The following is an 11,757-nucleotide window of genomic DNA, read 5'->3' on the forward strand; positions in this document are numbered from 1 at the left end:
ACGACACAGAGCACCGGATGATTCCATTTTTGCAACCGCAGCATTTTTCCGGTAAAGGATGCCGCGGCCGGAATCCATGGTTCATGACCGCGGTTTCGATCATTTTTGAAACCAGTCGGCCCCTTTGTCCATATGGAGGAAGGGGATATCCGTATCCACTTCGCCGGTGATCTTTTCAATGGGCAAGTCTTCTCCTGACAGCCATTTGGCAAAGTCAATTTTCACCGGCTAGCAGTCACCGCCTAAAGCGAACCAGGCTTCCATTTGCTTTAGCAGGTAAGCGGAAGTATGGATTGTGCCCGCCCAGCTAGCGTATAGTTCTGAAAAAACGCCTTTATCCCGGCTATTTAATAATTGAAACGCGTCCCGGGCGCTGGATAGATGCCCTTTTTCCTGTTCCAAAATGGCGGTTCTGCGCATCGAATCGCTGAGATGATGCCGGTTTTCTTTGCTGAGGGTTTCAAAATGATTGGTGCAAATATCTCCGTTCCGCACGGCGACCGCGCGCGGAGAGGCTTCGACAATCCGGGTTTCCCCGCTTTTATCATAAACGACATAGCTGAATGAATGGCGGTGCGGAATTTCTTTTAACATGGCAACGGCTTCGTCAATATTTACGCATGATTCCAGTAGCAGCCTGCCAATCATGCAGCAAATAAACCCGTCGCCGGGACTTTTTCGATGGATAAACGTATAGCCGATGGCGAGCCCTTTTTCATTCATGCCGTCCATCCGCCCGGTGACGCGCTGGCTCGGCCCGGCAATCGCGTACCCCTGGTCGGTTGGCTGGTACAGGACATAGCGTCCTTCATAGGTTTTAGGATGGTAATCATAGTTGCGGATGAGATAGCCATCGCCTGTTAAAATCGAGCAGCCTGATTTTGTGTAATCCACCCGGTAGCCGCCAAATTCCTGCAAAACTTTTTCCATCGGCCATTTCAGTGCTTCCTGCAATCCGCACAACTCGTCCCAGATTCCGGGTGCAAAGCGGGTGATTGCGTCTTTCGTTTCGTTAAGGTCGATTACAAACCGCGGTTTTCTGACTTTCCATTGATTGTCGCGGTTTTGGATGGAAAGGGATTCTTTTAATGCAAGCCCCTGCATATAACCGAATTTTTCATGTGACCCGCGAAATTGGACCACTGTGCTGAAAATTTGCTTCATTATTCCATTCACCTGCAAGCCCATTTGGATATCCTTTCATATCATTCATTTTAACACATTGTATTTCTCTTCTCCTAACAACGATATACCAAGTGGGCCTGTGGCTTTAAGGAATCACTTTCGTTTCTGCTTTGCCGTTTGCAATCATTTCGGAAACGGTCACAAATTTTCCTTTATCCGACAAGTGGCGGATGATTTGCGGCAGGGCTTTGTTCGTCTGCTTTGCGGCATCAGAAGCGTGCAGCAGGATGATATCCCCGTTTTCGGCTGTGCTTGCTTTTTCAATAATTTTTGCGGTGCCCGGGTTTTTCCAGTCATCGGTGTTGACGCTCCAGTGAACCATTGTAAGCCCCAGTTGGTCCGCAATTTTTAATGCCGTTTTGTCAAAATGGCCGGTCGGGGAACGCAAAAGTTTTACATCCTTTATTTCAAGTTTTTTAAACACTTCTTGTGCCTTCTGCATATCATGCCGCACTTTAGCCGGTTCTTCATCCGTGTAATCCACATAGGCATAACCGAGGCTTCCGATCTCATATCCGGCTTTTTCAATCCTATTCACAATATCCGGGTGCTGTTCCGCCCACGCGCCTGACAGGAAAAAGGTTGCGGACTTTACGCCGTTTTTCTGCAGCGTTTTCAAGATAGGGACGGCTTTTTCATCGCCCCAGCCAATATTAAAAGTTAACGCAATGCCGTTTTCTCCTTTAAAAACGGCTTTCGGGGTGCCTTTTGCTGAAAAAGCTGCCGTCTGCGCCAGTGTTTGGGTATAGATCAATAAGGCAGTAAAAAACGAGACAATGACAATGAAAAGATACGGTTTCCAGTTTCGCGATTTCGTATGGTGCATGATTCAACCTCCCGTTAAAAACTGCACTTGTCTTATTGTATGCGCCATTTTTTCAGGATTATGCAAGGAAAAGTGCTGTGATATTTTCCTTAAATTTGGTAAAAATAGACGTACCATGAACAGAAAGGGTGCATGCGGGTGTTAGGTCTTGTCGTCCATGAAAAAGAGCTGCTGGAACTGCAGTATTTGTTGAAAAGAGAAATGGAAGAAATTTTACTTGACCTGAATGATGAGCGGATTGAGCGGGTCATCAAAAGGGCCATGAAAGAACGGTACCGGATTCTTTTTAAGCTCCTGACAAAAGTCGCGCCCCAAAGCGAATATGCCCAATTCGCCGTGTCCTATAGGCGGGAAATGAAACAGTAAAGAGCGGAGGCAGCCGCTCTTTTTTTTACGGTCTTTTGGAAAAGAAGAAGCGAAGAGCGTTCTGGAAAAAGGGAAATCACGGACCTTGACCGGAAAGAAGGACGCGAGTTGTCCCGGCCGCCCGGGTGAGCCGCACCCTTTTGATCACTCTTTCACAAAAAGTCAATAGGCCTGGAAGAATAATTTTCCAGAAAAATAATTTGTCAAATAATATTCGACAGTTTTTAACCGAATTGTCACATGGCTCCTATCTGTACCATAAAAAGATTAAATATAATATAAGTGTAATGATAAAGTAACGGAAATATGGAAGAGGAGGGGATTTTGGGAAATGAGTGAAGTCATATTGGCACGGACCCAGTTTGCAACGACAACCTTGTTCCACTTCATTTTCGTGCCGCTTTCAATCGGATTGGCATTTATTGTCGCTGTCATGCAAACGCTTTACATGGTGAAAAAGAAAGAAATTTACAAGAAAATGACGAAGTTTTGGGGAACCTTTTTCCTCATCAACTTCGCAGTCGGAGTGGTGACCGGGATTATCCAGGAATTCCAATTCGGGATGAACTGGTCGACCTACTCGCGGTTCGTCGGGGACGTATTCGGCGCACCGCTTGCGATTGAAGCGCTGCTTGCGTTCTTTATGGAGTCGACTTTCATCGGCCTATGGATTTTCGGTTGGGACAGACTCCCGAAAAAACTGCATCTGGCCTGCATCTGGCTCGTCTCGATCGGAACGATGCTGTCGGCGCTCTGGATTATGGCCGCAAACTCGTTCATGCAAAATCCGGTCGGCTATACGATTCACAATGGCCGTGCCGAAATGAACAATTTTGCCGCCGTGCTGTTGAACCAAAAATTGCAGGTGGCTTACCCGCACATTATTTTCGGCAGCCTTGCCACCGGTGCGTTTTTCATCGCCGGCGTTTCGGCCTGGAATTTGATCAGGAAAAAAGAAGTGGCCTTTTTCAAACGGTCTGTTGCCATCGCACTTATCGTTGGTCTTCTCAGCGGGCTCGGCCTTGCCTTTTCCGGGCACAGCCAGGCACGTTATCTCATTAATGTCCAGCCGATGAAAATGGCTGCTGCGGAAGGCATCTGGCAAAACACCGGGGACCCTGCGCCGTGGACATTGTTTAGTGTCATTGATACGAAAAATAAAAAGTCGGAATACAGGGTGCAAATTCCGTACTTGCTGAGCTACTTATCCTATGGCAAATTTTCCGGATCTGTCAAAGGGATGAACGAGCTGCAAAAAGAATACACACAAAAATACGGGGCAGGCAATTATATTCCGCCTGTAAAAACAACGTTTTGGAGCTTCCGGATCATGGTTGCCACCGGCGGCATTATGATCCTGATGAGTTTGATCGGCCTGTACCTTGTCTGGAAGAAAAAAATTGAAAACAGCATGCGTTACTTGAAATGGCTGTTCCCTTGCATGTTTATCCCGACGATCGGCAACTCGTTCGGCTGGATTATGTCTGAAATGGGCCGGCAGCCATGGGTGGTAAACGGCTTGATGAAAACAAGTGCGGGCGTTTCGCCGAATGTTTCGGCCGGCGAGCTGCTGTTTTCACTGGTTGCGTTCTCGATTGTCTATACGCTGCTTGCCGTGGCAATGGCTTACCTGTTTATCCGCGTTATTAAACAGGGCCCGCAGGCAAAACCGATGGAAGACATTACTGCATCGGATCCTTTCAATACAAGGAGGGTTGTATAATGCAGTTAAATGAATTGTGGTTTTTGCTCGTTTGTGTGTTATTTGTCGGATTTGTATTTCTGGAAGGTTTTGATTTCGGAGTCGGGATGAGCACAAAATTCCTTGCCAAAAATGAGACGGAAAAACGGGTGCTCATTAATACGATCGGGCCGTTCTGGGATGCCAATGAAGTATGGCTCCTGACAGCGGGCGGCGCCATGTTTGCTGCTTTCCCGAACTGGTATGCCACGCTTTTTAGCGGCTATTACCTTGCCTTTGTCGTCCTGCTGCTTGCGCTTATTGCCAGAGGGGTTGCCTTTGAATTCCGCGGCAAACTCCAGGCAAGCAAATGGAAAGGTATTTGGGACTGGGCCATTTTGCTTGGAAGCCTCCTGCCGCCGTTTTTGCTTGGTGCTCTGTTTTCCGGGATGATCAAGGGGCTTCCGATTGACCGCTCGATGACGATGCATGCCGGATTTTTCGACATCGTCAACCTCTACACGATCGTCGGCGGGCTTGCTTTTGTCGCTCTTGTCTATCTGCATGGCCTGATGTTTATCCGTTTAAAAACGGATGGCGAAATCCGTGAACGTGCCGGAAAAGCCGCGATCAAAATGTATATCGCTACAGGCGCCGTCGTTGTCCTGTTTACCGTATTAACCGCTGTTTTTACAGACGCGTTTGTGAAACGGGGTGCCATTTTAATTCCGGTCTATGCCGTTGCCATCGTGCTTTATCTGGCACTGTATCCGCTTTTGCGGAATAAAAAAGAAGGATTGAGTTTTGCCGTAACCGGGTTGATTTTAATTCTTGTAACCGTCTCGTTTTTCATCGCACTTTTCCCGAACGTGCTGATCAGTTCAATGGGGGCGGCGAACAACTTGACGCTTTATAAAGCATCGTCAAGCCCGTATTCGTTAAAAATCATGACGATCGTCGCATGCACGATGGTACCGGTCGTGCTCGCTTACACGATTTGGAGTTACTACGTCTTCCGGAAACGGGTTACACCGCATGAATTGCATTATTAAAAAAGTTCAGGGGGCGGGGGTTAAAGATCGCCGTCCACTGCTCACCCGGGGAGCGGATTTCGGGCAAACCGGGTGTTTTCTTTTTCATTCGGCACCGTTTGGACGGGTGCGGAGAGAAGCAGATCAATACGGGAATAGGGAATGGATACTACTCCTGGAATGGAACCTTTTGGATGGGTACGGAGAGAAGCAGTCCGCATATTGCGGATTGAAGCAGGAACCTGGCACGATCTTAGGGACTCCGTACAGGTGAAAATATGCCAATGAACGAATCAAAAAAGCCCTGCGTATGGCGGAATGGCCCCATACCGGAGAGGAGCTGGTGCGGATGGATAAACATCTGATGCAGTATAAAGGCAGCTTAAAAACTTTTATCATTGCCGGATGCCTGACGATGATCCAATCGGTTGCTATTATCGTGCAGGCAGTATACCTGGCAAAAGCGATTGTCCATTTATACAAAGGGGTGCCGTGGCAGGAAGCAGCGGCTGAATTTGGCATCTTTTTCGCCGCCCATCTCATCCGCCACTTTTTGCAGTGGGCAAAGTCGCGGGTTGCGTTCCGGTTTGCCGGCCGCACGTCCCTCCATTACCAAAACTTGCTCGTTGAAAAGCTGTTTCGCATCGGACCGCGCGCCATCAGCAGGCATGGCACGGGCAATCTGGTGACGCTTTGCCTTGAGGGCATTCCGGAGTTCCGTACTTATTTAGAGCTTTTTATTCCACGGTTTATCGCGTGCCTGACGATCCCGGCTGTTCTCCTTGTGTATATTTTTTCACAGGATGTTGAAACCGGGATCACGCTGCTGGTTGTCATGCCGATTTTAATCGGGTTTTTGATTCTGCTCGGGCTCGCCGCGCAAAAGCAGAAAGAAGCGAGATGGGAAACGTACCAGCTGCTTTCCCGCCATTTTGTGGACTCGTTAAGGGGGCTCGTGACGCTGAAATTTTTAGGGCGGAGCAAAAGCCATAAAGAAGCCATTTGGGAAGTCAGCAACAAGTACCGGATTGCCACAAACCGCACGCTCAGGATTGCTTTTTTATCGTCGTTTTCCCTAGACTTTTTTGCGACTTTGTCCGTGGCGGTCGTGGCCGTGGAACTCGGGCTCCGGCTGATTAACGGGCAAATCGGATTTGAACCGGCCCTTGCGCTTTTAATTCTCGCGCCGGAGTATTTTATGCCGGTCCGCGATCTTGGCAGCGATTACCATGCCACGATGAACGGCAAAGAAGCGGGCGAGAAGATCCACCGCCTGCTTGCCGAAAAAGAAGACTTTGGAAACGGGCTTTCTTTTCCCGTCCCGGTTTGGAACGAACACAGTACATTAACAGTGGAAGGGCTCGAAAAACAGTCGCCGGAAGAAAACCGGGCGATCTTGCAAGATGTCACGTTTACCGCCCGCGGGTTTCAAAAAATCGGTGTGATCGGAATCTCCGGTTCGGGCAAATCGACGCTGATTGACCTGTTATCCGGGTTCTCCATGCCGGATGGCGGACGGATCAGGATTGACGGCCTGGAAGTTCCGCATTTGTCCTTTACAGAATGGCAAAAGCAGGTGAACTACATTCCGCAGCATCCGTATATTTTTGCAAAGACCGTACGGGAAAATATTGCCTGGTATGCGCCGGATGCGCCGCTTGAAAAGATTGAGGAAGCGGCCCGGACAGCAGGGCTTTCCGACCTCATCGCCAGCTTTCCGAACGGGCTTGATGAAAAAATCGGCCAGGGCGGACGGGTGCTAAGCGGCGGTGAAGAACAGCGGATTGCGCTTGCGCGGGCATTGCTGGATGCACGTCCGGTTATGCTTTTGGATGAGCCGACTGCGCATCTCGATATCGAAACGGAACAGGAAATTAAACAGCTGATGCTCCCGCTTTTTGAACGTAAACTTGTCTTTTTTGCCACCCACCGCCTGCACTGGGTAAAAGAAATGGATTTGATTTTGGTGATGGATGGCGGCAGGCTTAGAGAAGCGGGCACATACGATGAGCTGTACCGGAAAAAGGGCGCCTTTTACGAACTTGTCGAGGCGCAGCGGGGAGGGGTAGAACATGGCATACTTCAACCGGTATATTAAACCGTATATCCGCCAGTACCGGTGGCTGATGGCAGCTACTGTCCTGCTTGGCATTATTGCTTTTCTTGCTTCATCGATGCTCACCTTTACGTCCGGGTATTTGATCACAAGGGCTTCGGAAATGCCGGTGACGATTCTTTTGATTTATGTCCCGATCGTCGGCGTGCGCGCTTTCGGGATCGCGCGGCCGGTCGCCCGTTATTTTGAGCGACTTAGCGGGCATAATACGGTGTTGAAGATTCTTGCTGATATGCGCGTCAAACTGTATGAAATGCTCGAACCGCAGGCGCTGTTTATCCGCTCGCGTTTTCAGGCGGGGGATCTGCTCGGCACGCTTGCCGATGACATCGAGCACTTGCAGGACGCTTATATCCGCACCATTTTTCCTGTCGTGACGGCGCTGTTTTTGTTTTTATATTCTGTTTGCACGCTGGCTGCATTTGACTGGCAGTTTGCGTTATGGATTGCCTTATTAATGGGGATCGTCCTGTTTGTTTACCCGCTTTTATCCTTATATTTCATGAAAAAACGACAAATCGCGCTGAAAGAAACACAGAGCCGGCTGTACCGCAACGTCACGGATACTTTATTCGGCATCCGCGACTGGATCATCAGCGGAAAGAAAGAACGGTTTTTCAAGCAGTTTCATGAAGACAGCCAGGAAAGCCACGAAATGGAAAGGAAGATGTCCTTTTGGAATCATAACCGGAACTTTCAGCTACAGGTCATCTCGGGCATGATTTTAATATTGACCGGCATCTGGGCAGGGCATGCCGCAATGCATGGAGACATCGCCCCGACCTATATTGCGTCTTTTACACTTGTAACCCTTCCGATTCTGGAAGGCATCATCCCGGCATCCGTGGCGGTGGAAAAGATTCCGGCATACAAGGAATCCCTGCAACGGATTGACGCGATCCGGCAGTACGTCCCGGATAAAAGCAGGAATAGCGCAGTTCCTGGAGAGAAAGCGGATATCCGTTTGGAACATGTCTTTTACTATTATGAAAACGAACCGGCCGCAGCTTTGAACGATGTGTCACTCACCATTCCCCATGGGCAAAAAATCGCGGTGCTTGGCAAAAGCGGAGCGGGCAAATCGACGCTTCTCCATCTGCTGATTGGGGCGCTGCAGCCTGCTTCAGGGACCGTTTCCATCGGCGGGCATGCCCCGGCAGCATATGGCGAAGGGATTCACCAGCTGGTCAGTGTCTTGAACCAGAAACCTTATCTGTTCGCGACAACGGTCGAAAATAACGCTGCCCTCGGACGCCCCGGCGCCACATCAGAAGAAATAGAGGAGGCCATCCGGCAAGTCAAACTTGACCGGTATCTCCACTCCCTTCCAAATGGGATCCATACCCAAATGGAGGAAACCGGCCAGCGTTTTTCGGGAGGCGAGCGGCAAAGAATCGCCCTCGCACGGATCCTGCTGCAAAATACGCCTGTGGTCATTTTGGATGAACCGACTGTCGGGCTTGATCCCCTGACAGAGAAAGACCTGCTCGATACGATGTTTGAAGTTTTAAAAGACAAAACGGTGATTTTCATTACTCACCATCTGGCCGGGATGGAAAAAATGGATCAGATCGTCTTTCTGGATGAAGGAAAAATCGCCATGCAGGGCACACACGCGGCATTGATGGAAAACCATGCGCGTTACCGCAAACTTTATCAACTGGACCGCGGGGACGCTTGACCAGCCCCCGCTTTTTCCAGTGCCACTGTTGCAGCATGGGCGCCTGCAAGTGAATTTGCCGTTTTTTATTTCTGCCCGTGCCGCGAAAGAAGCAGATGGGTTATCTATCGCCGGTTGCAAAAAATAGACACAATTTTTGAAAGCGTTACCATTGCTTTCTTCTTTACAAACCATTACACTGAAGATGAACCGAATTTGGAAAGGGTGGCGCCAGTGCAAACATTTGATTTCACAGGAAAAGTTGCAATCGTAACCGGCGGCGGGGGAGGAATCGGCCGCGAAGCATGCTTGAAACTGGCTGCGGGCGGAGCAAATGTCGTGGTCGCTGATTTATCTGATGAATTGGGAGAAGAAACGGCTGGAAAAATCCGTGAAAATGGTGGGGAAGCGATTTTTGTCCGGACCGATGTTTCCAAATCCAAAGATGTCCAACATTACGTCCGAACTGCGCTAGATACTTATGGAAAAATTGATATTCTTTTAAACAATGCTGGTTGGGAAGGAAAGATGAAACCGCTCATAGATTATCCCGAAGAAGTATTTGATAAACTGATGGGCATTAATGTACGCGGCGTCTTTCTTGGTATGAAGTATGTGTTGCCGCATATGATCAGCCAAAAAAGCGGCACCATTGTCAATACGGCTTCTGTTGCCGGCCTCGTCGGCACACCGGAAATGGTGGCATACGGCGCCAGTAAGCATGCGGTGATCGGCATGACGAAAACGGCAGGAATTGAGGCAGCTCCGTCCGGCGTCCGTGTCAATGCGGTATGTCCAGGGGTTGTGGACACAGAAATGATGAGAAAAATTGAAAGCGGTTTTGCCGGAGGTGATTCAGCAGCTGCTGAACAAACGAGGCAGCAAATGGCTGCATCCGCCCCGACTGGCCGCTATACACAACCGGAAGAAGTGGCGAATGTTCTGCTCTATCTTGCATCAGACCTGTCTTCCCATATCATTGGGCAAACGGTTGTCATTGATGGCGGGGCAGTCCTTTCCTAAAGTCCGGCTGTAATATCTATTATAAGAAATAACAATTTCGATAAATGGAGGGAAGCTCCCGGGTATACCGTCTGCAGTATAACGCCTGGCTGTACAGCGTAAACAAGTTGATTTGGCTTCCCTCCGTAAAGCTGAAAAAATATATAAAATAAATAAAATCTCTCAGCTCTGTTGCCTGCTGCAAAAAGTATCGTCATGCAAATCGGTGCCCAGGCTTGATGTAAAAACTCAAGTTCATTTTATATAGAATAACCTGAAATATTCATAGCTACAAATCCCATTTGATAAATTTTGTTAAATTAGTTGAAAATAACGGTATTTAATTAAGAACCGTAGCCAATTCATAAAATAACTGAATTTTCAATAGAACAACTCTGGTATTTTGGGCATACTTGCCCCTTGACTGAAAAATTTATTTTTTCAGTTATGAGAAGTATTCTATTGGTCATTCCAATTGTAGCTTTTGAATTCGATTCAGTACATTCCAAAAGAAATTTTGATACACAAAACTCGATGATAGTTTGAAGTAAAGGGATCTGCCTGATTTCACGACTTTACTTGCCGCTTTAATTAACCGAGTACGTATCGTATCAATTTGCATAGTTTTTTGACCTTCCGGAAAACAAAGAGTTCGTAACCAATTGGTCAAATTATATGCAAGAAGTGTTAACATCATTTTTACTTCGTTCACTAGAAAAGCGTGGCTATTCATATGATCAAAGTAAAAGCCATTTTTTGCTTCTTTGATATAGTTTTCCATCGTCCCTCTTTTTTGATAAGCTCGGACGATATCTTGAGGGAAAGCTAATTCAAAGTTAGTAACAAAAAAGGAATGGGTAAAGAACAGCTCACCTGCAGGACGTACCGATTGAATAATCACCCTTCTTGGTTTTGACCATGATTTTGCTTGGTAAATCGTTTCTTCATAATAGGTTTCCGTCTTGGAAACATCTAAAGGTGCGGAAGAAGGATGGTATTCCTTCGCTAAACTTTGTAGTTGTGAATTCGATTTCAACCGAATAATATACAAAACAGATTCTTCTTCACACAGATCGTATAATCCCGGAACAGCAAACCCGCTATCTCCACGAAGAAACAGGGTAGTTTCTGGAAACATTTCGTTATAATGTTTAATGAGAGGCCGAATAAATTCCACCACACCATTTGATGTATAAACATTTCCGGGACGGAGTTGTGCTTTCAAAAAGTCACCAGTCGCACCATCAAAGGCGACTAATGGATGAAAACCCATCGTGCCATAATGAGTATTATATGACGAAGATTCTTGGTCCCCATATGTATCCGAATGAGTCGAATCCAAGTCGATAAATAACTCTTTCGATTGTCGAAAACAATGAATCTTATCAAGCATTTCTTGGTTAGCCAGATTTAATTGTTCAATTGAATCTTTATCAAATCGTGTATAAAAGCGAGACAAACTGGGCTGGGAAGCAAGTGTTGGAGTTTCAATGATTTCCTTAAACACAGGATCATGAGTCAACTGATCAGCCGCATCATCTTCCGCATACCCGGCAATGATTTGATAGACTTTTTGACGTAACAAGTTTTCATTTGAATGAAGATAATATTTCCTTGAATCGTTAAGTCTCAAGTACTTAACTAAAGTCTTTGAAAAACCAATTTTTTCATCGAATTCTCTAAAAAGAAACTCACCTGTATCGGAGGAAAGAGAACCTCCATCATTTGACAATTTAATTTTATGATTGAAATCAAGTGTTTTTTGCGTTAAAGTAACCATATAAAGAGTCCTTTCTGTTTGGTTTTTGTTTTGGTTACTTTAACTTTAACAGAAATGGATTCTTTTTTCATTTTTTTAATGAATTACAATAAAGCCGAAAAGGCTTGGTA

The 11,757-nt window shown here is 47.1% G+C and carries 8 protein-coding genes and 1 pseudogene; 6 read left to right on the forward strand and 3 right to left on the reverse strand.

Annotated features, from left to right (window positions below; genetic code table 11):
• Nucleotides 1-99: 99 nt before the first annotated feature.
• Together OF158_RS00855 and OF158_RS00860 are read right to left on the reverse strand one after the other, a co-directional pair.
• Nucleotides 100-1,164 (reverse strand): annotated as a pseudogene (locus tag OF158_RS00855) (C45 family autoproteolytic acyltransferase/hydolase).
• A 106-nt stretch (nt 1,165-1,270) separates the two neighbouring features.
• Complete coding sequence (locus OF158_RS00860; RefSeq protein WP_014096467.1) at nt 1,271-2,011, reverse strand: polysaccharide deacetylase family protein; 741 nt, start codon at nt 2,009-2,011, stop codon at nt 1,271-1,273.
• A 138-nt stretch (nt 2,012-2,149) separates the two neighbouring features.
• Between OF158_RS00860 and OF158_RS00865 the strand changes: the two genes are divergently transcribed.
• From OF158_RS00865 to OF158_RS00890, 6 genes are all read left to right on the forward strand, one after another.
• Nucleotides 2,150-2,377, forward strand: a complete 228-nt coding sequence (locus tag OF158_RS00865; RefSeq protein ID WP_014096466.1) for a hypothetical protein — start codon at nt 2,150-2,152, stop codon at nt 2,375-2,377.
• Between the two features lie 331 nt (nt 2,378-2,708).
• On the forward strand, nt 2,709-4,100 hold the full coding sequence (locus OF158_RS00870) for a cytochrome ubiquinol oxidase subunit I (RefSeq protein ID WP_014096465.1): 1,392 nt from the start codon (nt 2,709-2,711) through the stop codon (nt 4,098-4,100).
• Nucleotides 4,100-5,110: a cytochrome d ubiquinol oxidase subunit II gene (gene cydB / locus OF158_RS00875; RefSeq protein ID WP_014096464.1), complete on the forward strand. Its 1,011-nt coding sequence runs from the start codon at nt 4,100-4,102 to the stop codon at nt 5,108-5,110. The genes OF158_RS00870 and cydB overlap by 1 nt, the downstream gene beginning before the upstream one ends.
• A 328-nt stretch (nt 5,111-5,438) precedes the next feature.
• Entirely contained in the window at nt 5,439-7,187 is a 1,749-nt protein-coding gene (gene cydD / locus OF158_RS00880; RefSeq protein ID WP_017551209.1) for a thiol reductant ABC exporter subunit CydD, read from the forward strand.
• Nucleotides 7,162-8,886, forward strand: a complete 1,725-nt coding sequence (gene cydC, locus OF158_RS00885; RefSeq protein WP_035182943.1) for a thiol reductant ABC exporter subunit CydC — start codon at nt 7,162-7,164, stop codon at nt 8,884-8,886. Before cydD ends, cydC begins: the two co-directional genes overlap by 26 nt.
• A gap of 213 nt (nt 8,887-9,099) precedes the next feature.
• Entirely contained in the window at nt 9,100-9,888 is a 789-nt protein-coding gene (locus tag OF158_RS00890) for an SDR family NAD(P)-dependent oxidoreductase (RefSeq protein WP_026684497.1), read from the forward strand.
• A 445-nt stretch (nt 9,889-10,333) separates the two neighbouring features.
• Here the strand turns inward: OF158_RS00890 and OF158_RS00895 are convergent, their stop codons facing one another.
• Complete coding sequence (locus tag OF158_RS00895) at nt 10,334-11,647, reverse strand: IS1380-like element ISBco1 family transposase (protein ID WP_048339791.1); 1,314 nt, start codon at nt 11,645-11,647, stop codon at nt 10,334-10,336.
• Nucleotides 11,648-11,757: the final 110 nt, after the last annotated feature.

It is taken from the genome of Weizmannia sp. WK01, assembly GCF_025905465.1.
In the GTDB taxonomy this organism is placed as follows: domain Bacteria; phylum Bacillota; class Bacilli; order Bacillales; family Bacillaceae_C; genus Weizmannia; species Weizmannia faecalis.